General features: G+C 35.6%; 25 protein-coding genes and 1 pseudogene. 10 read left to right on the plus strand and 16 right to left on the minus strand.

The annotated features are described in order from the left end of the window. Window positions 1–162: 162 nt before the first annotated feature. From EGX95_RS19190 to EGX95_RS19200, 3 genes and pseudogenes are all read left to right on the plus strand, one after another. A complete protein-coding gene (locus EGX95_RS19190) occupies window positions 163–582 on the plus strand; it encodes a GntR family transcriptional regulator (RefSeq protein ID WP_000548040.1) in 420 nt (139 codons plus the stop codon). After that, window positions 548–1429: an ABC transporter ATP-binding protein gene (locus EGX95_RS19195; RefSeq protein WP_000922149.1), complete on the plus strand. Its 882-nt coding sequence runs from the start codon at window positions 548–550 to the stop codon at window positions 1427–1429. Before EGX95_RS19190 ends, EGX95_RS19195 begins: the two co-directional genes overlap by 35 nt. Then, window positions 1419–2505 (plus strand): annotated as a pseudogene (locus tag EGX95_RS19200) (ABC-2 transporter permease). Before EGX95_RS19195 ends, EGX95_RS19200 begins: the two are co-directional and overlap by 11 nt. Window positions 2506–2603: 98 nt before the next feature. Here EGX95_RS19200 and EGX95_RS19205 read toward each other — a convergent pair. Both EGX95_RS19205 and EGX95_RS19210 read right to left on the minus strand, forming a co-directional pair. After that, on the minus strand, window positions 2604–3149 hold the full coding sequence (locus EGX95_RS19205) for a hypothetical protein (RefSeq protein ID WP_000820922.1): 546 nt from the start codon (window positions 3147–3149) through the stop codon (window positions 2604–2606). A 102-nt stretch (window positions 3150–3251) separates the two neighbouring features. Continuing rightward, the gene (locus EGX95_RS19210; RefSeq protein WP_001003315.1) at window positions 3252–3671 is read right to left on the minus strand and encodes a MarR family winged helix-turn-helix transcriptional regulator; all 420 of its coding nucleotides are present in this window, start codon (window positions 3669–3671) and stop codon (window positions 3252–3254) included. 158 nt (window positions 3672–3829) lie between these two features. On the opposite strand from EGX95_RS19210, the gene EGX95_RS19215 reads away from it, so the two are divergent. Further along, a complete protein-coding gene (locus tag EGX95_RS19215; protein WP_001161440.1) occupies window positions 3830–4501 on the plus strand; it encodes an SIMPL domain-containing protein in 672 nt (223 codons plus the stop codon). Between the two features lie 134 nt (window positions 4502–4635). Beyond that, complete coding sequence (locus EGX95_RS19220; RefSeq protein ID WP_123805734.1) at window positions 4636–5925, plus strand: NCS2 family permease; 1290 nt, start codon at window positions 4636–4638, stop codon at window positions 5923–5925. A 34-nt stretch (window positions 5926–5959) separates the two neighbouring features. On the opposite strand, the gene corA is transcribed toward EGX95_RS19220, so the two are convergent. The 9 genes from corA to spoIIM all read right to left on the minus strand — a co-directional run bounded on the left by corA (window position 5960) and on the right by spoIIM (window position 14037). Further along, on the minus strand, window positions 5960–6922 hold the full coding sequence (corA, locus tag EGX95_RS19225) for a magnesium/cobalt transporter CorA (RefSeq protein ID WP_001998197.1): 963 nt from the start codon (window positions 6920–6922) through the stop codon (window positions 5960–5962). A 62-nt stretch (window positions 6923–6984) separates the two neighbouring features. After that, window positions 6985–8289, minus strand: a complete 1305-nt coding sequence (locus tag EGX95_RS19230) for a pyrimidine-nucleoside phosphorylase (RefSeq protein WP_001243081.1) — start codon at window positions 8287–8289, stop codon at window positions 6985–6987. Window positions 8290–8296: 7 nt separating this feature from the next. Next, entirely contained in the window at window positions 8297–9118 is an 822-nt protein-coding gene (locus tag EGX95_RS19235; protein ID WP_001078446.1) for a purine-nucleoside phosphorylase, read from the minus strand. A gap of 12 nt (window positions 9119–9130) precedes the next feature. After that, entirely contained in the window at window positions 9131–10315 is a 1185-nt protein-coding gene (gene deoB / locus EGX95_RS19240; RefSeq protein ID WP_001046083.1) for a phosphopentomutase, read from the minus strand. 424 nt (window positions 10316–10739) lie between these two features. Continuing rightward, complete coding sequence (locus tag EGX95_RS19245) at window positions 10740–11483, minus strand: FixH family protein (protein WP_001993299.1); 744 nt, start codon at window positions 11481–11483, stop codon at window positions 10740–10742. Between the two features lie 143 nt (window positions 11484–11626). Beyond that, window positions 11627–12517, minus strand: coding sequence for a site-specific tyrosine recombinase XerD (gene xerD / locus EGX95_RS19250; protein ID WP_000390084.1), 891 nt, complete (start codon window positions 12515–12517; stop codon window positions 11627–11629). A 6-nt stretch (window positions 12518–12523) separates the two neighbouring features. Continuing rightward, window positions 12524–12754, minus strand: a complete 231-nt coding sequence (locus EGX95_RS19255) for a YqzK family protein (protein WP_001250432.1) — start codon at window positions 12752–12754, stop codon at window positions 12524–12526. A 103-nt stretch (window positions 12755–12857) separates the two neighbouring features. After that, a complete protein-coding gene (locus EGX95_RS19260; protein ID WP_000392655.1) occupies window positions 12858–13313 on the minus strand; it encodes a ferric iron uptake transcriptional regulator in 456 nt (151 codons plus the stop codon). Window positions 13314–13419: 106 nt separating this feature from the next. Further along, entirely contained in the window at window positions 13420–14037 is a 618-nt protein-coding gene (gene spoIIM / locus EGX95_RS19265) for a stage II sporulation protein M (RefSeq protein WP_223290733.1), read from the minus strand. A 155-nt stretch (window positions 14038–14192) separates the two neighbouring features. Between spoIIM and EGX95_RS19270 the strand changes: the two genes are divergently transcribed. Continuing rightward, on the plus strand, window positions 14193–14744 hold the full coding sequence (locus EGX95_RS19270) for a GNAT family N-acetyltransferase (protein WP_000803491.1): 552 nt from the start codon (window positions 14193–14195) through the stop codon (window positions 14742–14744). 23 nt (window positions 14745–14767) lie between these two features. Here the strand turns inward: EGX95_RS19270 and EGX95_RS19275 are convergent, their stop codons facing one another. Further along, window positions 14768–15307: an NUDIX hydrolase gene (locus EGX95_RS19275; RefSeq protein WP_000067038.1), complete on the minus strand. Its 540-nt coding sequence runs from the start codon at window positions 15305–15307 to the stop codon at window positions 14768–14770. A 74-nt stretch (window positions 15308–15381) separates the two neighbouring features. On the opposite strand from EGX95_RS19275, the gene mciZ reads away from it, so the two are divergent. Further along, entirely contained in the window at window positions 15382–15510 is a 129-nt protein-coding gene (gene mciZ, locus EGX95_RS19280; RefSeq protein ID WP_000870299.1) for a Z-ring formation inhibitor MciZ, read from the plus strand. 59 nt (window positions 15511–15569) lie between these two features. Beyond that, window positions 15570–16484, plus strand: coding sequence for an aldo/keto reductase (lolS, locus tag EGX95_RS19285; protein ID WP_000747191.1), 915 nt, complete (start codon window positions 15570–15572; stop codon window positions 16482–16484). A 29-nt stretch (window positions 16485–16513) separates the two neighbouring features. On the opposite strand, the gene EGX95_RS19290 is transcribed toward lolS, so the two are convergent. The 3 genes from EGX95_RS19290 to EGX95_RS19300 all read right to left on the minus strand — a co-directional run bounded on the left by EGX95_RS19290 (window position 16514) and on the right by EGX95_RS19300 (window position 18328). After that, window positions 16514–17341, minus strand: coding sequence for an aldo/keto reductase (locus EGX95_RS19290; RefSeq protein WP_063246691.1), 828 nt, complete (start codon window positions 17339–17341; stop codon window positions 16514–16516). Window positions 17342–17470: 129 nt separating this feature from the next. Further along, complete coding sequence (locus tag EGX95_RS19295) at window positions 17471–17995, minus strand: GrpB family protein (protein WP_001227156.1); 525 nt, start codon at window positions 17993–17995, stop codon at window positions 17471–17473. A gap of 69 nt (window positions 17996–18064) precedes the next feature. Continuing rightward, window positions 18065–18328: a YqkE family protein gene (locus EGX95_RS19300; RefSeq protein ID WP_000727551.1), complete on the minus strand. Its 264-nt coding sequence runs from the start codon at window positions 18326–18328 to the stop codon at window positions 18065–18067. A 200-nt stretch (window positions 18329–18528) separates the two neighbouring features. On the opposite strand from EGX95_RS19300, the gene EGX95_RS19305 reads away from it, so the two are divergent. Continuing rightward, complete coding sequence (locus EGX95_RS19305) at window positions 18529–20118, plus strand: bifunctional metallophosphatase/5'-nucleotidase (protein WP_000265588.1); 1590 nt, start codon at window positions 18529–18531, stop codon at window positions 20116–20118. A 123-nt stretch (window positions 20119–20241) separates the two neighbouring features. Here EGX95_RS19305 and EGX95_RS19310 read toward each other — a convergent pair whose 3' ends face one another. Beyond that, entirely contained in the window at window positions 20242–20718 is a 477-nt protein-coding gene (locus EGX95_RS19310) for a ribbon-helix-helix domain-containing protein (protein ID WP_000151910.1), read from the minus strand. 121 nt (window positions 20719–20839) lie between these two features. Here EGX95_RS19310 and EGX95_RS19315 point away from each other — a divergent pair, with 121 nt between their 5' ends. Continuing rightward, on the plus strand, window positions 20840–21838 hold the full coding sequence (locus tag EGX95_RS19315) for an alpha/beta fold hydrolase (protein ID WP_000898950.1): 999 nt from the start codon (window positions 20840–20842) through the stop codon (window positions 21836–21838). Window positions 21839–21895 lie beyond the last annotated feature (57 nt).

Genomic DNA, 21895 nt, shown 5'->3' on the forward strand with positions numbered 1-21895 from the left:
AACCCTCCATTCTATATCAAACCTATTTTTTCCAATTCACTGTTTTTTAATACCATATTTTTCTAACATTTTCAGTTGACAAACACATTCATCACCTTCATTGTATTAAGTGTATTACTCACAATAGTACACTTAATACAAGTTAGAAAGGAGACATTGCTCTTGCATATTCAACTTGATCCAAGAAGCAACACTCCGATATGGGAACAAATTGTTCAAAATATAAAAGAACTCGTATTAAAGAACATGTTAGCTCCAAGTGACAAACTACCTTCTGTACGAGAACTCGCTTCTTTACTCGTTATAAATCCAAATACAGTGAGTAAAGCGTATCAAGAGTTAGAGCGACAAGGGATTATTGAAACATTACGAGGAAAAGGAACATTTGTATCCCAATCGATTACCCCAACATTAGACGAAAGGAAAATCGCTATGGTTGAAAAGCAATTTCATCAATTACTATTAGAAGCCTCTTATCTTGGTGTGACGAAAGATAAAATTCATGATTGGATAGATTCATACTATAAAGAGATTGGAGGAAATACAGATGCTGAAAGTGACAAGCTTGAAGAAAACAATTGATAATCAAACGATTTTAGACGATGTTTCTTTCACATTGCAAAGAGGGAGTATCATCGGATTACTCGGAAGAAACGGTGCAGGGAAAACAACTTTATTGCGAACGATGGTCGGTATTTTAGACCCTGATGAAGGGACCGTTACATATGAAGATACAAACATTCATCAGTGTCCTGAAATAAAGCAAAAAATCGTATATGTTCCGGATTCTACTAACATACTGAACGGCTATACGATAAAAGAAATTGTAAAATTTTATAAAGCCGTTTATACAGCATTTGATGAACAGTATTTCTATGAACTGTTAGAACGTTTTAACTTACCAAACAAACGAATTCGTAGCTATTCAAAAGGAATGAAAGCACTGCTCGCCATCATTTTAGCTGTTTCTACAAAAGCAGAATATATCATTTTAGATGAACCGACAAATGGACTTGATCCTATCGTGAAAAGGCAGATTTTACAGTTTCTCGTTGGAGAAGTTGCAGAAAAAGAAATTACCATTTTCATCTCAACTCACCATTTAGATGAAGTGGAACAAATTGCAGATACAATCATTATTTTAAAAGGCCATACTATATCTTCTATTACATCACTAGACGATGCAAAATCACGATTTGCTAAAATCCAAGTAGCTTATGAACGTTCACTACCTCAAAAACTAGAAAACTTAAGCAATATTAAAATATTAAATCAAACAGGAAAAGTATATACAATCTTAATTCAGGGAAATGTGGCTACAACACTGGAGAAGTTTTATAAAGAACAACCTATACTCATTGAAGAGTTAACAATGTCACTTGAAGATATTTTTATCACTACATTTGAGGAGGATTCACATGTTTCATAAAGCTTTATGGATGAGGCAATGGAAGCAAGGAAAATATATAATTCTATTATTTTGGTTAACTAGTTTATATCAACTACCTTATAAATATTATCAAGAAGCGCAAATGCAACTAAAACTATCAAAAATGAAGTTTGGTGACTATACATATTACTACTCCTACTATTTCCAGACATCTGATGGTACCGTCTTCTTTCAAGGAGCTACTCTAATTGCACTCGCTTGTCTTTTAATTGGATGGGAACGTAATAATCAATCAAATGATTTTCTATTCTCGATGCCTTTTAAACGAAAGGATATTTTTTTAACAAAATGGTGGCTTGGTGTTTTCAATATTATTACAGTACAAATTGTTTGCTGGATTAGTATGTACGGAATAAAGAACATGTCGTTTCACAATGAGTATCAAACCTTTGCTCCGTTCTATAGTTACTTTCTATATGCTACCGTTGTACTTACCGCTATTTATACATTCGCCTTATTTATCGGGACTATTACTGGACATATATTTTCTCAAAGTATTTTAACTATCATTCTATTATTTTTACCATACGGTTTTGGATTGTTAATTTCCGGATTCATTTATTCACACACAATGGTCTGTAGATGCAATGGGAGAAATAGAGTACCATACTCATGAGTACTTACAACATATAGGTATCATTTCACCATTAGAATATTTTTCTATTACTTATGATTACCACCCGATAGAAACATTTGATGACTATGGCAATAAACTTCCCAGTGCATCACAGGACAATCCTACGGAGCGTATTTCTGTACCTTCTCCTTGGACACTATTAACACCATTTTCTTACATCATTACCTTTTTATCAATAGCAACCTTTCTATACACACGTACACCGAACGAACAAAGTGGAAAAATACTATTGTTTCCTAACTTGCAAAAATGGTTCATAATTTGCACTGTTCTATGCTTCGGACTACTTGGTGGTAGAATATTAGGCGGACGAGATGCACTTCTGTCTTATTATGTTGGATTTTTCCTATTCGCTACCATAAGTTACTTCATTTTTACACGTCTATTAAAATTGAAGTTTGCTTTTGCAAGGAAATAAATATGCCATGAATTATTTAACTGTTATATGAACCAAATAAAAAAAGCATTGCACAAGAGCAATGCTTTTTTTTATATATCCCGATCCAAATAAAGAGGTTATTTCACATTCTCTCTTCTTTTCCCATACTCTTTTTCTTGTTTCGTTCCAAACCCGTCACCATTTGCGACAATTTGATCTGTTGGAGCAACTATACTTTCAGCAATTCTCCATTCTCCACCTTGTTGAATAAACACTTGCATAAAATAATTCATTCCATTTAATTGATACGGATTTTCTTTTTTTACTTCATAACGCGCTGCAACATAATACACTTGCACATTCTCAGCCTCAAACTTAGAAATATATTGTGATAATCTCGGGATGTACTGTGATGCTTTTTGAAGTCGAAGTTGTTTTACTTTTACAAGAGAAGACTTCGTTACATTGCTTATCGTATCTTCATGCCGAATGTTATCACTGTGATGAAATAAAATAGCATTCTGCATAGAGCGAATCCATAGTTTTGAATATAAAACAGGTTGCTTATTTGAAATATGTTGTAATTCTTTTTGAACGACTTGAAGAGGCGTTGCGGCATCCACGAATTGATGAAAACAGAAAAAACTTCCAATCATAATGAAAAGCGTACAAATACGTTTCATTATTTTTCACTCCGATTCTTTTTAATTAAAGTATTGGAGTTTCAAAATGTTTTTATTCAAAAGAAAAAGGATAGGAAAGCTTTCGCTCCCTATCCTCATTTATTATAATACGCGGCCAAATAGCTCTAACACCATTTCTATTTCTTGGTCGCTCCAACCTTTAAATCTCTCTTTATAATATTCTTTTCGTACAGCTTCTAGTTTTTCAGTTACTTCTCTTCCGTGCTCTGTAATTTCTAAGTACACGATACGACGGTCTGAATTAGAACGTTTTCTTTCTACTAATCCTTTTCGTACAAGACGATCTGTAACAGCTGTAATATGACTGGAGGTTACGTTTACTTCACTCGCAATTTGCGAAGCCATCTGTGGACTGTTTAAAAATAACGCGCGTAATACAGAAAATTCATTATATGGCATATGTTCTGCAAAACGTGTATTAATATCATTTTGTAATAAACGTATCATCTTTCGAAATGATCCGGATAACTCTAAAATCAGTGTTTCTCTTTTTTCGTTCACTAGCCTCGTCCCTTTTTTATCATATTTACACATATTATAATCTATAAATACCCTCGTTGTATATGCTTTCTTTCTTTAACATTCCCATTTATGTAACTTTTTCATACAAATTTCTTTTTTGTTCACACATATACATATAAAAAGGATGGTGATGGAAGATGCAAGGTGGAATGAATCCTTATTTACACAATGTACGCACAGCTAATACTGGTAAAGAAGCGACTATTACTGTACAAGGTGAGGGTATTGTCAAAGCGAAACCAAATGTCGTTATACTAACACTTGGCATTCGAACTGATAGTAAAAATGTGAAACAAGCGCAAGAAGAAAATGCAGTACAATCAAAACAATTGCTGGATGCACTTAAACAGCTTGGTATCGCTGATAAAGATATAGAAACGATTTCTTATACAATCACTCCTCAATACGAGTATGTAAATGATAAAGCATTACTACAAGGATATCGGGTGGAACATTTGTATGAAATTACCGTTTTAAATGTACAAAAAGCAGGGGAAGTATATGATATAGCCGTTTCAAATGGAGCAAACGTAGCAAAAGGTTTACGGTTTCGAATATCTCACCCAATTAAATATTATGAGCAAGCTCTCATTCAAGCTCTGCAACAAGCTGTAGAAAAAGCTCGTGCTATTGCGAGTACATACAATTTAAACATTAATCCTGTTCCACTCTCATTCGTTGAAGAATCTGCTCAATTACCAAGGGAAGTCGCGTCCTATGCTACTTTACATGCACAAGCAGCTCCTCCCATTCAATCGGGAGAATTAGAGATCATTTCTACAATACGGGCGATTTTTACGTATTTATAAATAATTCTATTTATAAGTAAACGTTATCATTTTCCTTGTTGTAAAAACATGATGTTCTGATATAATAAAGGACGGTGAGCTCTTACGAAAGAGATATCACGGGTGGGAGAGGGATATGAAAAAGAAGGTTTAACATGAAAGGAATACTTGAAAGAACATTTAAATTAGGTTTACACGAAACATCACCAAAACAAGAAGTTTTAGCTGGAGTTACGTCATTTTTTACGATCGTATATATTATGATTGTAAATGCATCCATTTTATCCGATGCTGGCATTCCTCTTGAAGCTGGAATTTTAGCAACTGTTTTCAGTTCATTTGTCGGATGTCTGCTCATGGCATTTTGGGCAAATGCACCTGCTATTCTTGTCCCTGGTATGGGTGTAAATGCATTCTTCACGTACACTGCTGTCCATACGCTCGGATTAACTTGGCAGGAAGCATTAGCAGCTGTCTTCATCTCTGGTATTATTTTTGCAATTGCTGCGTTTACACCAATCGCTCGCGTGCTTTCAGTATCGATTCCAAAGTCACTAAAGGAAGCTATCACTGTCGGCATCGGATTATTTTTAGCATTTATCGGATTGCAAAAAGGTGGTTTAGTCGTTTCGAATCCAAATACTGCTGTTGCAATGGGTAAATTAAGTACCCCTGTCGTTCTTGCGACCGTGCTTACTCTTATCGTTGCACTCGTATTATTTATTCGTAACGTACGTGGAAACTTTTTATGGACGATTGCAATAGGAACTGGTATTGCATGGCTGTTTGGCCTTGTTGATACAAGTCAAATCGGAAATAGTTCATTCTCATTCGCTAATTACGGCGATGTGTTTGGGGCTATGTCATTTGGCAAACTTTCTTCCTTACCATTTTGGATTGCAACATTCTCCTTAAGCATGGTGCTTATTTTTGAGAACATGGGACTTCTGCACGGTTTATTAGAAGATGACCGTAAATTCCCACGTGCTTACCAAGCCAATGCAATTTCAGCAATGACATGTGGTCTATTTGGCACAAGCCCTACCGTATCAACAGTAGAGAGTGCCGCAGGTATTACTGCAGGCGGAAAAACAGGTCTGACGTCTATCGTTACAGGGTTGTTATTCTTTGCATCACTGTTTGCACTTCCGTTTGTCAAACTAATTCCTGATAGTGCCATTGCACCAATCTTAATTATTATTGGCGGCCTGATGATTACAAGCATTCAACAAATTCCTCTGAACGATTTTTCAGAAGGATTTCCAGCGTTCTTAATTATCGTCATGATCCCGCTCACATATAGTATCGCTGATGGCATTGCGTTCGGATTTATTGCTTATCCTATCTTAAAAGTTGCTCTTGGAAAGCGTAAAGAAGTCGCACCGTCTATGTATATCATTACATGCTTATTCTTAGCCATGTTCGTATTACATGCTATTGGTTAAGTAAAAACACCGAGGAATTTCCCTCGGTGTTTTTTTACTTAAACCATCCTTTTTTATAAAACCAAGCCATCATGCCGCCGCCAATTAGTGCCATAATAAGTAAACAAATAAAATAACTATATTGTCCACCAAGCTCTGGCATATGCGTAAAGTTCATTCCGTATACTCCCGCAATAAATGTTAATGGCATGAAAATAGTCGAGAATACAGTTAATGTTTTCATAATGTTATTCATATGATGCGAGTTTAATGAAAAATAGCTATCTCGAATATCTGCTGTTAACTCCCGGCTTGCTTCAATCATTTCGGTCAATTTAAGCAAATGATCATGTATATCTTTAAAATAAATTTCATGATCACTTATACCGTAAAAACGAGTCGAATTTAAAATACGATACAATAAATCACGCATCGGAATAATTGTACGTCTTAACTTCGATAAATCTGCACGTATATCAAATACTTCTTCTAGTACACTTCCTGCCGTTTCACCCGTTAAATTATCATCAATTGCATTTAAATGATCCTCAATGTAATATACAGGCGCAAAATAGTCATCTACAATTTGATCGATAATTGTATGCGCTACGTGCAGGGGACTATTTTTAATACGCTTCTTTTCTCCAAGCGTTTTCCATACTCTTTCAATTGCATTGTTATGCGAAAAGTGGAAAGAAACAATATAACGATCACTAATAAATAAATCAATCTCGTGAGGTTCTAATCCATCCTCACCAAATGCATGAAGAACTAAAAAGTTATATCCATCATAAAAATCAACTTTTGGCCTCTGTACATATTCTATGCAGTCTTCAATTGCAAGGGGATGGAACTTAAAATGATCTTGCAAAATGTATGTATACTCTTCTTTCGTTGGCTTATATAAATCTAGCCAATACCATACAATATGGTCTTTCTTTGTTTCCTCTAGCGAAACATCATATAATACTTCATCTGTTTTTGTTATTGCACAAATTCTAATCATATTTTCACCCATTATTATTATAAACAAAAAATAGTAAAAAAAGCCAAGGAGAAATACTCCCTGGCCCTTCTTTATTATTCAGTAACGATGCCGTGCACTAATGTTGGTGCATCTACATGCTCTTTAGAGATCTTCATGTTCTCATAAATTTTTGCTTTTACGTCTTCTACATTTTCACGGTTTGCGTAAATGGTAACAAGGGATTCACCTTTTTTCACGCTGTCCCCTACTTTTTTACGAAGCATTAAGCCAACTGCTAAATCAATTTCAGATTCCTTCGTCGCACGTCCTGCTCCTAAAAGCATTGCTGCTGTTCCGATTTCATCTGCAACGATTTCTGATACATAACCGTCTTCCTTCGCTTCCACTTCAACTTTAAACTGTGCTTGTGGTAACTTAGAAGGATCATCAACAACAGATGCATCTCCGCCTTGCGCTGATAAGAACGTTTTAAATGATTCTAGCGCTTTACCGTTGTTCATTACTTCAATTAATTTCTCACGTGCATCTTCTAAAGATGAAGCTTGTCCAGCAAGGTATACCATTTGACTTCCAAGTGTTAAACATAACTCTTCTAAATCTTTCGGTCCTTTACCTTGTAATGTATCAATTGCTTCTTGTACTTCAAGTGCGTTACCAATCGCCTCACCAAGTGGTTGACTCATATCCGAAATAACAGCCATCGTATTACGACCAACGTTATTCCCAATGCGTACCATTGCTTCTGCTAAACGTTTTGCATCTTCATCTGTTTTCATAAATGCACCTGCTCCAGTTTTTACATCAAGAACAATTGCATCTGCACCAGCAGCAATTTTTTTACTCATAATTGAGCTTGCAATAAGCGGAATTGAGTTTACTGTTGCCGTTACATCACGAAGTGCATACAATTTTTTATCCGCAGGTGTTAAGTTTCCACTTTGACCAATAACTGCGATTTTGTTTTCATTTACAAGACGCATGAATTCATCATTTTCGATTTCAACATGAAATCCTGGAACTGCTTCTAATTTATCAATTGTACCACCAGTATGTCCTAGACCACGTCCAGACATTTTTGCAACCGGTACACCTAAAGCGGCTACTAATGGACCTAATACAAGTGTTGTTGTATCACCAACGCCACCTGTGGAGTGCTTATCTACTTTTACCCCTTCAATAGCTGATAAGTCGATTGTATCACCGCTATTGACCATTGCCATCGTTAAATCAGCACGTTCTTGATCGTTCATATCTTGGAAGAAAATTGCCATTGCAAGTGAACTTACTTGATAATCAGGAATATCACCATTCGTATATCCTTCAACAATAAAGTTGATTTCTTCTGTCGTTAATGCATGTCCGTCACGTTTTTTTGCAATTAGGTCCACCATTCTCATTGTGAGGTCACCCCTTCATTTGTTTTACGATTGCTTTTACTAATGCTAAGAAGTTAGCTTTAACACGTTCTGTCGTTTCGATTACTTCATCGTGATGAAGTGGCTGATCTAAAATACCAGCTGCCATATTTGAAATACAAGAAATACCAAGTACTTTCATACCAGCATGACGCGCTACAATTACTTCAGGTACTGTTGACATACCAACTGCATCTCCACCAAGTGTACGAAGCATACGAATTTCAGCAGGTGTTTCATATACAGGACCTGTCATTCCAACGTATACCCCTTCTTGTACTTTAATATTTAAGTCTGCTGCAACTTGTTTCGCCATTTCGCGAAGCTCTACTGTATATGATGTAGACATATCAGGGAAACGTACACCCATTTCAGAATCATTTGGTCCGATTAATGGATTTGTACCCATGAAGTTAATGTGGTCTGAAATTAACATAAGATCGCCTGGTTCGAATGATGTATTTACACCACCAGCTGCATTTGTTACAACAACTGTTTCTACTCCTAGTTCTTTCATAACACGAACTGGGAATGTTACTTTTTGCATATCGTATCCTTCATAGAAGTGGAAACGTCCTTGCATTGCTACTACTGTTACACCTTGAAGTGTACCGAATACTAGTTGACCTGCATGGCCTTCTACAGTTGAAACTGGGAATTCAGGGATTTCACTGTAAGGTACTGTTACTGCGTTCTCGATTTCATCTGCTAATACACCTAGTCCAGATCCAAGGATTAGTCCTACTTGTGGTGTCTCTTGAAATTTCTCTTTTAAGTATGAAGCTGATTTTGTAATAAGTTCACGATTCATTTGTTTATCCCCCTATTTCTTTAGCTCGTTTAAGAAGCTTGTTCCGTATTCTGGCATTTTCACACCGAAGTTTTCTGCTACAGTTGCACCAATATCAGCAAATGTTTGACGAAGTGGTAATTCTTGTCCGCCTTCTTTCATGCTTGGGCTATATGCTAATAACGGTACATATTCACGTGTATGATCAGTACCATGATGAACTGGGTCATTACCGTGGTCTGCTGTAATTAATAATAAATCATCTTCTTTTAGTTTTTCGAATACTTCTGGAAGACGTGCATCATATTCTTGTAGAGCTTCTCCGTATCCTTGTGGGTCACGACGGTGACCGAATAGCGCATCAAAGTCAACTAAGTTTAAGAAGCTAAGACCTGTAAAGTCCATATTTAATGTATCTACAAGCTTATCCATTCCATCCATGTTAGACTTCGTACGAAGTGATTCAGTTACCCCTTCACCATCATAGATATCAGAGATTTTACCGATAGCAATCACATCATAATCACTATCTTTTAATTCATTCATTACTGTACGGCCGAATGGTTTTAATGCATAGTCATGACGGTTAGGTGTACGTGTAAAGTTTCCAGGCTCACCAACGAATGGACGAGCGATAACGCGGCCTACCATGTACTTCTCATCTAACGTTAATTCACGTGCAATTTTACAAATTTTATATAACTCATCAAGCGGCACTACTTCTTCGTGTGCTGCGATTTGCAGAACGCTATCGGCAGAAGTGTAAACAATTAAAGAGCCTGTTTCCATTTGTTCTTGACCAAGTTCATCAAGAATTTCAGTTCCAGAAGCTGGTTTATTACCGATGATTTTACGGCCTGTTTTTTCTTCTAATTCATCAAGTAATTCTTTTGGGAAACCTTCTGGGAACACTTGGAATGGTGTATCAATGTAAAGACCCATGATCTCCCAATGACCTGTCATTGTATCTTTACCAGTAGATTTCTCTTGCATTTTTGTATAATATCCAAGTGGTTTTTCTACTTTAGAGATGCCTTTCATTTCACGAATGTTACCAAGACCTAATTTCACCATGTTAGGCATTTGTAACCCATTCATATGCTCAGCAATGTGACCAATTGTGTCAGATCCTAAATCACCAAATTGTTCAGCATCTGGTGCTTCACCGATTCCAACAGAGTCCATTACGACTAGGAATATACGTTTATATTTATTCATAACTGCGACCTCCTATAAGTTCAGTTCTACTTCTTGTAGTATGTTCAAAACGCTATAAAGTGAAACTGTTCTCCATAAGAATTATCTTTCGTTCTCATTATCAAACAGTACTTCTTTAAATCATTCTCTAACCTATTTCGTTTACCTTGAAACGACTCAAAAACATTTCTAGTTTTTTCTAAGTCAGATGTCAGACATCTGATACTGATATCATAACATGTTTACGCTTTCTTTTTAATACATTTTCGTAGAATTTCTCATTTTCTTCACACTTCTATTGTAATCCATTATGCACAGAAGTGCTAATCATTTTATGATTTATTTCTTCATATAAAGTGAAATTTTAATCAGTGGCGGTTTTGTTCTTTCCCACTAATCATTTTCAGAATAAAAATAAAAAAAGCAGCTCTAAAGAGCTACCTTTTTATTTTACTTCTACTGTTTCTTCTTTATGTTCATGCAATTCGCCTTTTTTAACATGAACTTTCACTTTGTAAGAACCCTTTTCTTTGAAAGTATGTTTCGTTTCATACTCCCCTTTATTTCCTTCTTTTGCTGGAATGAATTCGTGTTTTTCCACACCATCTTTCCAAATCTCAAGTTGTACTTCAGCACCAGTTAAAGCTTCTTCTTTTTGTTTTAAATGAACTTTCATTGTTGATTCAGCATTTGCTTTTATGTCACCAGCCATAAGGTGAATCATTGTATCGCTTTTATGATCGCCATGTCCTGCACCATGATCACTATTTTCTTTTTTCGCATCTTCTACTTTCGCATTTCCTACAGCCACTTTTACTTCTGGCATAACATGCATTTCACGCGCATTTGTGTGAGCGATAATATGGTATACGCCATCCGTCTCGAACGTTTTCTCTACAGCATAAACACCTTTTCCTTTATGCTTACCTTCTAGCATCTCGTGCTTTTCGTCGCCAGCTTTCCAAATTTCAAACTTTACATCATCAGCATCTGTTACCTTTTCTTTTCCTTGTGTAACAAGTGCTTGTACTTCTGTTTTTTCACCAGGTTTAATTTCTTTCGGATTTGTTTGAACTGCTACTTTTACAGCTTCTAGTTTCTGTTCTTTTTTCGGTTCTTCTTTGTTTGTATTACAGCCAGCCAATGCTAGCATCGCGATAAATAAAGTCATAATAAGTTTTTTCATCATCATTTCCTCCTTCATACTTTATTTAGTATAGAGGAAATACATTGTAATATTCTAGTCTTCTGCTGAAAACAATGTACGAAATGTTTGTGAAGTTTCTGTGAAGTGCTATAGCCTTTTGAATCTATGAAAAAAGAGCATAGTACCTATGCTCTCGGATGAAACTGTTTATATACATCTTTTAATCTAGTTTTTGAAACATGCGTATAAATTTGTGTCGTTGAAATATCTGCATGTCCAAGCATTTCTTGCACAGCACGTAAGTCTGCTCCATTTTCTAATAAATGCGTAGCAAAAGAATGACGCAATGTATGAGGTGTAAGCTCTTTTTCAATATTTGCTTCTTTCGCTAATCGTTTTAAAATTTTCCAAAATCCTTGTCTTGATAATCGATTGCCATGATGGTTTAAAAAGAGTGCATCTACTACTTTTTTCCCCATCAATTCTCTTCTTCCCTTTTCAATATACTTTTGAATCGCTTCCGTCGCTAAACTTCCTAGTGGAATAATTCTTTCTTTATTCCCTTTCCCTATGCATCGAACAAATCCCATCGTTAAATGTACATCTTCTAAATTTAATGCAATTAATTCTGAAACACGAAGTCCTGTTGCATACAATAACTCTAGCATCGCTTTATCACGAACTCCAAAAGCGCTCGTCATTTTTGGTGTCTGCAGTAACGCCTCTACTTCATCAACTGACAATACTTTCGGTAATTTCCGTTCTCCTTGCGGCGTTTCAATATGTACGGATGGATCGTGCTCTACCGCTCGTTCACGAAGTAAAAATTGGTGAAACGAACGAATCGATGCAATATGACGTGCTAATGTTTTCGAAGATTTTCCGTTTTCTTTTAAGTGCTGCAGAAAGTTAACAATGTGCAAGCGTGTCACTTCGTGAAAGCTTTTCGCTTGTTCTACATTTTGCAAATACTTTACATAACTTTTTAAATCACGTTCATAAGATACTACTGTATTTTTCGCTAGTCCTTTTTCAACAACCATATAATGAATAAAATCTTTTAATTGATCTTCCAATCTACACTACTCCCCATTTTCATAGAAAAACATCATTCTATTTACGAAAGCATCCTTTGCCGGCTCTTCATTCCCTGATACTTTTTCTACAGTCTCTTCTTTTGGCTTTTCATAACGATGATAGCTTTCATATTCTTCATTTATCCATAGTATAGCGAAATAAAACAAAATCGTACAACTTGTAAATAATAAAAATACTTTTATCCCATCAAAAGTTAATTTTAAAGCTCGGCGCATTGTAAATTCCTCCAAAATATAAGTTATTACAACATATGCCAAGCTTTCACCAATTTATACCTTATTCAAATAAAAAACCTCTTCCTAGTTAAATAGGAAAAGGTTATTTTTCATCCGTTTCATTTTCTTGACAATTTTTACAAATCCCATGGAATGTTAAACGATGATCCTTCACCTTAAAGCTCCAGTCATGTTCTACTTTCCTTTCCACTTCACCAAGTAAATCTTCTTGTATTTCTTGTACAGCACCACATTGTGTACAAATCAAATGATGGTGGAAACGCTGCGCACCTTCTTGGCGTAAGTCATAGCGTGAAACACCGTCTCCGAAGTTAATCTTATCGACAACTTTTAACTCAGATAATAGTTCTAAAGTTCGATAGACGGTTGCTAATCCGATCTCTGGCGACTTTTCTTTTACAAGGAGGTAAACATCTTCTGCGCTTAAATGATCTTCTTCATTTTCTAGCAGCACACGAACTGTTGCTTCACGTTGCGGTGTTAATTTGTAGCTCGCTGCATGTAATTGCTTCTTAATTCGTTCAATTCTTTCTTCCATTCGGTACTACTCCCTCCTCGCCACTCTTACACCATTATATCAGAAGAAGGGCTTCTGTCAAAAGAAAAACAATAAAAACAAATTGATAATTATTCTCATAAAGTATTTATTGTTTATTAATAGCCTCAACGACTTCTTTCATTAAAACTGGTGATGCATAAGCCTCTACACTAGAAGCAAGAGCTAACACCGCTCCAATTACAAGAAAGAAGCATGTATAACGGATCAATAATGGTAATAGCGGCTCAGTTATTTTTCGGATAAATTGATGCCTAATCATGCGTAAGGAAAAACTTGCGGCAATTGTTGTCATAACGAGAAATACTGGGATGATAATGAGATTTTGTGGCAATACAGAAACGAATGCTAATAATAATCCATTCCATCCATGCTGACTTACTAAGAAACCTACTGTAAATCCGACAACTACTCCTTTTGCAAATAATAAAATAAAAATGAGTGGCAATCCAATAATTGAAATCCCTAAAATCCAAATAAATCCAATGTATTTTAATTGTGAAAAGTAACTTTCTCGAAACATTTCGCCTGCAATAGCAAATTCTCCTTTAGAAACTTGTCCAAAAAAACGTTGCAAATAAAATGATAAATCTTGTTTTTGATTTAATTGTAAACTATTTACAAGAATCGCTCCAAATATTACTCCCATCAATAACAAAACAGCGTTAAATATATATAATGAAGAGTTTTCCTGTATGTGAGACATTACACGGTCTTGCCAAGTTTTTCTCCACATTTTTCTTCCCTCCGTTCACACTCTTACTAAAAATGTATGAAAGAAAGAAAAAAGTATGACGAATTAACATTGAAATTCCGCTCTACTTTGCTAAACTAAAAAGTAGAGAATAGGAGGGATTTCTCTTGAAACCATTATTATTAGATTTTCCAACATTATTTCAAACTGAACGCTTACAGGTTCGTAAGCCATTTCCAGGTGATGGTGCAGAAGTGTATGAAGCAATACAAGCTTCTCTAGAAGACTTAGTACCGTGGATGCCAATTAACGCTGAAACAGAAGAAAGTGCTGAAGAAATCGTTCGTAACGCTCACGGACAGTTTTTACTTCGTGAAACACTTGATTTTCACTTATACGATAAAGTATCTGGTACATTCATCGGAGCTATAACGCTCAAGCCTGAAAACTGGGATATTCCAAAGTTTTCACTTCACTTCTGGCTACATAGCGCTTATACAAAACAAGGCTATATGACCGAAGCTGTGAAAGGTGCCATTCAATTTGCCTTTGATAAGCTAAGCGCTCGAAGAATTGAAATTCGTATTGATGCAACAAATACAAATGCATGTAACTTAGCAGAACGTTTAGAATTTATTCTAGAAGGTACAATGGAAAATGATTTCATAGCACCAGATGGTAGCTTACGTGATGCACGCGTATATGCAAAAATTAATTAAAAACACTCGCCTTTGGCGAGTGTTTATTTTTGTAGTTGTAAATATTGTACTGCAAACATCGTCTTCGCATCGTGAATACGAAGATCTTTCATAAGAGTAGTTGCTTCTTCTAATGATACTTCCATTAATTCCACAAACTCATCTTCATCTAACGCAGCTTTATTTTCTTTTTTCGTCAAACCTGTCGCTTTATATACATATAAAATTTCATCTGCAAATCCTGGAGATGTATAGAAAGAAGTAATAAGCTCCATATTTTCACATACATAACCTGTTTCCTCTTCTAATTCACGAACTGCTGTCACCTCAGGTTTTTCACCTGGTTCTAACTTGCCAGCCGGAATTTCTATAATCGCCTTTTCAAGCGCTTTACGATACTGCTCAACAAGCACAATTTTCCCCTCATCAGTAATAGCAATAATAGCAACTGCACCAGGGTGATTTACAATTTCACGTTTACTCATTGCTCCATTTGGTAATACTACATCATCAACACGAACTTTTATAACTCTACCATCAAAAATCGGCTCAGTTTTTACTGTTCTCTCTGCAAGATTACTCATACTACTTCATCTCCCTGTTCTATTTCCTATTCTTTCCTCATACATTTTACCACATTGAAAGGAGCGTGATAGAAATGAAAGTTTATATTTTACCAAATCGCGTCACTTTAGTCGGAAAAGCATGGCAAATTCGCCATAAGCTAAAACAATATGGCAAAGAGTATACAACTGTACAAGAGTGGATTACAGCAACTAAAAAGTAAACGTTTGTCAACCTCTTTTCCCTTGCGTACAATAAGAATAAGGAGAAGGAGGTTGACTTATGAAAAAACGTCAATTAGGAAACTCAGATTTATTTGTGACAGAAATGGGACTTGGCTGTATGTCTCTCGGTACATCTGAAAAAGAAGCCTTGCGTATTATCGATGAAGCAATCGATTTAGGAATCAATTTTTTTGATACAGCGGATTTATATGATTATGGATTAAACGAAGAATTTGTTGGAAAAGCCTTAAAAGGAAAACGAGACCAAATTATTCTTACAACGAAAGTTGGAAATCGATGGACAGAAGAAAAAAACGGCTGGTCTTGGGATCCTTCTAAAAATTACATAAAGGCTGAAGTGAAAGAAAGTTTACGTAGACTTCAAACTGATTATATTGATTTATATCAACTTCATGGCGGGACGATTGAAGATTCTATAGATGAAACAATTGAAGCCTTTGAAGAATTAAAAAAAGAAGGTATCATTCGCCAATATGGTATTTCTTCAATACGTCCAAATGTCATCCGTGAATATGCAAAACGTTCAAATATCGTTAGTGTACTAATGGAATATAGCCTTTTGAATCGTCGCCCTGAAGAATGGTTCCCACTTCTAAATGAACATCAAATTAGCGTCATTGCTCGCGGACCACTTGCAAAAGGAATTCTAACTGACAACAATGCAAGAAAGATAGATAGAGTAAAAGAAAAGGATTACCTTTCTTATTCTTACGATGAATTATATGAGACACTCGCGAGTGTAAAAGAATTAATCGAGGAAAGCTCTTTAACAGGAACAGCTATTCAATATTGCTTACATAACGAAACTGTTGCAGCCGTTATACCTGGTGCAAGCTCTATTGGGCAATTACAAGAAAATGTACAGTCTAGTAAACAAACAAAGTTAACAACAGCAGAATATATACAGCTTCAGCAAATTGCGAAATGTGATACGTACGCTTTACATCGTTAAAAAGACGCTACCATACTGGTAGCGTCTTTTTATAACGTATCATATTTATCAGGATTCGTTCCTACATGTAAATTACGATTTAACGTATTAATTTGAGTCATCTCTTCTTCTGTTAATGAAAAGTCAAAGATAGAAAAATTCTCCTGAATGCGAGATGGTGTAACAGACTTAGGAATCGTCACAATCCCGCTTTGAATATCCCACCTTAATATAACTTGCGCAGGTGTTTTTTCATATTTAGTAGCAATAGCCTGAATAATCGGGTGCTGAAATACTTCGCCGCCTCTCATTAATGGGCTCCATGCTTCCATTTGAATTTGCTCACCTTGACAAAAATTACGCAATTCAAATTGTGTTAACATCGGATGAAGTTCCACTTGGTTTACCATCGGCTTTACTTTGCAATTTGGTAATAGCAGTTCTAAATGATGTTTATGGAAATTAGAAACGCCAATCGCGCGCACTTTACCTTCTTCATACAGTTTTTCTAACGCTCGGTACGTATCAACATACTTCCCTCTTATTGGCCAATGTATTAAATATAAATCTACATAGTCCATTTGTAATTTTTTTAAGCTTTTCTCAAACGCCTCAAGTGTTTCCTCGTATCCTTGATCGTCATTCCAAACTTTTGTTGTAATAAAGATGTCTTCTCTCGAAATTCCTGATTCACGAACCGCTTCTCCGACACCGCTTTCATTTTCATATACAGCTGCTGTATCAATCGAACAGTATCCAACTTCTAGCGCTGTTTTTACTGCTTGTTTTACTTCGTCGCCTTCTTTCGCTTTATAAACGCCTAAACCAATCATCGGCATTTTTACGCCATTATGAAGTGTAGTTGTTGGAATGTGCACAGTCGTCTCCCTTTCATCATTACATTTTTTTATAAGCCACCACTTTATTTGAACAAGATTCAACCAAAAAGTCAAAACATATGTACAGTTTACATAATAAACTTATATACTTTCTAAAATAATGCGAGCTCATTCATTCTCATTATTTTCCATCCATTTCTTCGCTTTTTCATCAACATTACGTACAAACTCAGTTTTCCCTTCCGAATATAACGCACCTTCATATGTATACTTTTCAGCTAATTCTTTCTTTAAAGTTGCATACGCCTCAGCTTCTTCACAATGAGCCATCATATAATCACGAAATGCTAAATGCCTTACTATCTCAGGGTTTCCTTTTTCAAACACGTGTAAGTGATACGAGCGTTTTTCCTCCGTTCCATGAATAAAATAACGGCGTCTTGAAATACCATTCTCCCCTTTTGCGATGTAACCAAGCTTTTCAAAACATTCATTCCAATGATCTACTCTGTCGATACTCTCCACTTCCATAATCATATCTATAATTGGTTTAGCTGCCAGTCCCGGCACTGACGTACTTCCAATATGATGCATTTTCACCATTTCTGGCATCGCTGCTTTTAATCTTTCAGCCTCTATTTGAAATTTTTCCCCCCAATGATTTTCATGCGGAACAACTACAATTTTTCTCATTCTAACTCCCCTTTTCTTACAAGCTCGTCAAAAAAATGATCAGCGTTATTTCACTGATCATTTTCGTTATTATTTAAAGTCTTTCCAAGTAAGGTTACTTTCACTTAACAGTTCTTCAAATGATTTATTCTTTTCACGTTCTTTTTGTTCTTGACGCTTTCTTTCCAGTTCTGCTGCCTCTTTTTTCTCTTCTCTCACTTGCAACTCTTTCTTCTTATTTTTTAATTGTTGCATAAGTGAATCGTTTAATTGATCACCTAATGTAAGAGATTCTTTCTTTGGTTGATTCATTTGCGATTGTCTTTGCATTTGTCTTTGTTTCTTTTTCTTCATGCTGCTCACCTTTTACTTTTTTCTCCATTATAGTAGATACACCATGAAATCGACAACAAAAAAGGAGCGTTACTCTATTATTCACTTTTGTAAATATGTTAATTTTTCGAAAAAACTAAATTTTTATATAGATATAATCCTATGAATCTATTAAAATTATGTCGTATGATGTCAGATTATAAAAAAAGGAGAATTATATTATGTGGAAAAAAATTATTCCTACTGTTGCCGTTTTAAGCACCATTACTTTTTCAACCGTATTTGCCGCTCCCCCATCTCAGACTCCAGCTGAACAAAACCGCTACATAGACGTACAAATGCTTGGTATTAATGATTTCCATGGACAACTAGATACTATTAAAAAAATTAATAACAAAGAAGCTGGTGGTGCTGATTACTTAGCTACTTATTTAAAAGAACGTAAAAAGCAAAATCCTAATACACTTCTCGTACATGCTGGCGATATTGTCGGAGCTAGTCCACCAGTTTCAGCGTTGTTACAGGACGAACCAACGATTGAATTTTTAAATGACTTAAAGTTTGATGTTGGTACAATTGGAAATCACGAATTTGATGAAGGTATCGATGAAATGAAACGCCTCATTTACGGTGGCTATCACGAAAAAACAGGCAATTTCAAAGGAGCTAACTTCCCTTATGTCGCTGCAAACTTCTATAATAAATCCACTGGTCGCTTATTTTTACCGCCATTTACTGTAAAAATGGTAAACGGTGTGCCTATAGGATTCATTGGCGTCGTTACAACTGATACACCAAATGTCGTGATGCCTACTATGCTTAAAAATGTAGAAATCACTGACGAGGTAGAGGCAATTAATAAATCAGCGCAACAATTAAAACGTCTCGGTGTTAAATCCATTGTTGTCCTTGCTCATGTCGGTGGAACAACAGATGAGTCTGGTGTTACAAATGGAGACCTTACTCGAATTGCAAATGAAACAGATCCGGAAGTTGATGTTATTTTTGGTGGACATAGTCACACGTATGTAAATGGTACTGTAAATAATAAACTAATCGTCCAAGCGAACTCTTACGGAATGGCTTTCTCAGATGTAGATGTAACAATTGATCGTAAAACAAAAGATATTGTAAAGAAAAAAGCTGAAGTTGTTACAACATACCATGAAGGTGTAGAGCCTGATAAACAAGTAAAGAAAAAACTAGATCAATATAAAGAAAAAATTGCACCGCTTGTAAATGAAGTTGTCGGAAAATCTACAGCACCTATCGACCGTAAACAAAATGATGCTGGTGAGTCCACTCTTGGAAATTTAGTTGCCGATGCCCAGCGCCAAACGATGCAAACTCAAATCGCACTTATGAATCCGGGCGGCATTCGTAATGACTTAGATGCTGGCGATATTACATGGGGCGAATTATACGGCATTCAGCCTTTTGGAAACCAATTAATTAAAGTAGATTTAACAGGTCAAGATATTCGCGACATTTTAAATCAACAATGGCAAAAAGGAACGACGAGAATGCTTCAAATTTCAGGTATTCAATATACGTGGGATGCAAATAAACCAAACGGTGAAAAAGTTACAAATATACGTTTAACAAACGGTGAAGAATTATCTCCATCTAAAACGTATAGCGTAGTGGCAAATGCCTTTTTAGCTTCTGGCGGTGATGGATTTGTATCATTTAAAAATGGTAAAAATCCAGAGACTGGTCCAAACGACTTTGAAGCGCTAGTCGATTACGTAAAACAATTAAAAGAACCTATTCAGCCAATTATCGATGGTAGAATTCAAAAAACAAATTAAGTACACTCATAATAAACAATCTTAATTTTTTACCGTAAAAGATACACATAAACCTTTTATCCGTCATATATGTGAAACCTAAAAAGGATACTCGTTCTTACAATGAACATAGTATCCTTTTCTTTATTTATCAATATGTGATGTGTTGTTAAAATCATATTGTTGTAAAAATTGTTGTAACGCCTCTTCTACAAGTTTAGATTTTTGAATTCCTTTCGATTCTGATATAACGTCTAGTTTTGCTAATATTTCTTTATTAATAGAAAAGGTACGTTTCTTTTTTTCTGTACTTATATTCATCATGGGCGCAATTACTTCTTCTTTCTTTCTTAATAACTCATAAATACTTTGTAATTGTTCATAAATTAATAGTTGATAATCCGTTTTCGCATATTGAAGGGCTGTCGCTTCTTGGAGTTGTAAGTGACGCGGTTCTTCTCCATCTCCTACAAAAATACGCTTTTTCTGTTCTCCATCATATTCGTATCCAATCAATCTTAATTTCTTCGATAATGTATACGGGCTTATTTCAAGACGTTTTGCTATAATAGCGATGGATTCACGCCTATTTAAACAATCGATAATTTCTCCAATCGTCACAATTTCCCTCCTCCCATATTGAAATGACACTAGTATGGTATGTTACAATGATTTTCTAACAGTATATGCAAAACGAATAGCCTGTGCGATTCATACGATTTTAGAAAAGGAGGTTTTCAATATGCTTTTTCGTAGCAATACCCCGCAGTTCTATAATGAAAATAAAAAACTCATTCCTAATAGTATCGCTACGATAGAAAGCGTTATGATTAACAACCGAAAACAAACTCTCCTTATGCGCGGGCAAAACGTAGAGCAGCCTATTTTATTATGCTGTCACGGTGGACCAGGCATGGCACAAATCGGATTTATTCGTCATTTTCAAAAAGAATTGGAGAAACACTTCATCGTAATTAATTGGGATCAGCGCGGGGCAGGTAAATCCTTTTCAATGAAAGATTTCGGAGCAAATTTTACAATCGAACAATTCATTTCCGATGCAAAAGAAGTGATTCAATATGTACTTAAAAAGTTCAATAAACAGAAACTATTTCTCGCTGGTCATTCTTGGGGAAGTATTATCGGGCTTAACATAGCACACCAATATCCACAATATATCGAGGCTTATATCGGTATTGGGCAAATTGTACATATGAAACAAAACGAGGAATTACTATATCAGCATTTAATTCGTTCTGCAAAAAAATATAATCATAAAAAAGCATTAGCGTCCCTTTTAAAATTAGGAAAACCGCCATTTTTAGATACGAGACGCCTTATTATTCAAAGAAAATGGCTTGGCACATTGGGAGGTGCAATCCAAAACGGATCTTCCTTTTCTTTCATACGAAAAGGCTTCTTTTCCCCTGAATATACGCTATTAGATTGGTTCAAGTTTCTCGCAGGGAATTTAAAATCTGGCGTTTTATGGGAAGAAATGTTGACAATCGATTTCTTTTCTTCTATTACTAGTTTATCTATTCCAGTTTATTTTTGTTCTGGTCGCTATGATTATCAAACTCCTTATGCACTCGTTCAGGAATATTGTGATGTAATAGAAGCACCGATAAAAAAGATGATTTGGTTCCCAAATTCAGCACATTCTCCCGATTTAGAAGAGCCAGAATTATTCGCTCGTTCTTTACAATCCATTAAACAAGAGCTAGCTTTTCACCATTAGTAACAAAAGGCTCTTTTACATTTCATAAGAAACAATTTATAATAATATGTCGCAACT

It is taken from the genome of Bacillus sp. FDAARGOS_527 (genome assembly GCF_003812125.1).
Taxonomy (GTDB): Bacteria; Bacillota; Bacilli; order Bacillales; family Bacillaceae_G; genus Bacillus_A; species Bacillus_A paranthracis.

Coding starts and splice junctions, on each gene's coding strand:
- EGX95_RS19195 (WP_000922149.1), top strand. CDS start 548: ATGCTGAAAGTGACAAGCTTGAAGAAAACAATTGATAATCAAACGATT.
- EGX95_RS19205 (WP_000820922.1), bottom strand. CDS start 3,149: ATGAAACGTATTTGTACGCTTTTCATTATGATTGGAAGTTTTTTCTGT.
- EGX95_RS19215 (WP_001161440.1), top strand. CDS start 3,830: ATGCAAGGTGGAATGAATCCTTATTTACACAATGTACGCACAGCTAAT.
- EGX95_RS19220 (WP_123805734.1), top strand. CDS start 4,636: ATGAAAGGAATACTTGAAAGAACATTTAAATTAGGTTTACACGAAACA.
- corA (WP_001998197.1), bottom strand. CDS start 6,922: ATGGGTGAAAATATGATTAGAATTTGTGCAATAACAAAAACAGATGAA.
- EGX95_RS19230 (WP_001243081.1), bottom strand. CDS start 8,289: ATGAGAATGGTGGACCTAATTGCAAAAAAACGTGACGGACATGCATTA.
- EGX95_RS19235 (WP_001078446.1), bottom strand. CDS start 9,118: ATGAATCGTGAACTTATTACAAAATCAGCTTCATACTTAAAAGAGAAA.
- deoB (WP_001046083.1), bottom strand. CDS start 10,315: ATGAATAAATATAAACGTATATTCCTAGTCGTAATGGACTCTGTTGGA.
- EGX95_RS19245 (WP_001993299.1), bottom strand. CDS start 11,483: ATGATGAAAAAACTTATTATGACTTTATTTATCGCGATGCTAGCATTG.
- EGX95_RS19255 (WP_001250432.1), bottom strand. CDS start 12,754: ATGCGCCGAGCTTTAAAATTAACTTTTGATGGGATAAAAGTATTTTTA.
- EGX95_RS19260 (WP_000392655.1), bottom strand. CDS start 13,313: ATGGAAGAAAGAATTGAACGAATTAAGAAGCAATTACATGCAGCGAGC.
- spoIIM (WP_223290733.1), bottom strand. CDS start 14,037: ATGTCTCACATACAGGAAAACTCTTCATTATATATATTTAACGCTGTT.
- EGX95_RS19275 (WP_000067038.1), bottom strand. CDS start 15,307: ATGAGTAATCTTGCAGAGAGAACAGTAAAAACTGAGCCGATTTTTGAT.
- mciZ (WP_000870299.1), top strand. CDS start 15,382: ATGAAAGTTTATATTTTACCAAATCGCGTCACTTTAGTCGGAAAAGCA.
- lolS (WP_000747191.1), top strand. CDS start 15,570: ATGAAAAAACGTCAATTAGGAAACTCAGATTTATTTGTGACAGAAATG.
- EGX95_RS19295 (WP_001227156.1), bottom strand. CDS start 17,995: ATGAGAAAAATTGTAGTTGTTCCGCATGAAAATCATTGGGGGGAAAAA.
- EGX95_RS19300 (WP_000727551.1), bottom strand. CDS start 18,328: ATGAAGAAAAAGAAACAAAGACAAATGCAAAGACAATCGCAAATGAAT.
- EGX95_RS19305 (WP_000265588.1), top strand. CDS start 18,529: ATGTGGAAAAAAATTATTCCTACTGTTGCCGTTTTAAGCACCATTACT.
- EGX95_RS19315 (WP_000898950.1), top strand. CDS start 20,840: ATGCTTTTTCGTAGCAATACCCCGCAGTTCTATAATGAAAATAAAAAA.